This window comes from Pseudomonas sp. IT-P2 (genome assembly GCF_949767575.1).
Taxonomy (GTDB): Bacteria; Pseudomonadota; Gammaproteobacteria; order Pseudomonadales; family Pseudomonadaceae; genus Aquipseudomonas; species Aquipseudomonas pharyngis.
This window is the reverse complement of record NZ_CATKQA010000041.1, coordinates 1-215: the sequence shown is the minus strand read 5'-3', so window position 1 is coordinate 215 and position 215 is coordinate 1. Positions and strand designations below refer to the sequence as shown.

Annotated in this window: 1 pseudogene; it reads right to left on the bottom strand. The window is 53.5% G+C overall.

The features are described 5' to 3' along the window. Window positions 1–215, bottom strand: a pseudogene (locus tag ACM6JM_RS19300) (elongation factor Tu); the annotation flags it as partial.

The following is a 215-nucleotide window of genomic DNA, read 5'->3' as shown; positions in this document are numbered from 1 at the left end:
ACGACGCCAGCACCAACGGTACGGCCGCCTTCACGGATTGCGAAACGCAGACCGTCTTCCATCGCGATGGTTTTGATCAGGGTAACAGTCATCTGAATGTTGTCACCTGGCATTACCATTTCAACGCCTTCTGGCAGCTCGCAGTTACCAGTCACGTCAGTAGTACGGAAGTAGAACTGTGGACGGTAGCCTTTGAAGAACGGAGTGTGACGACC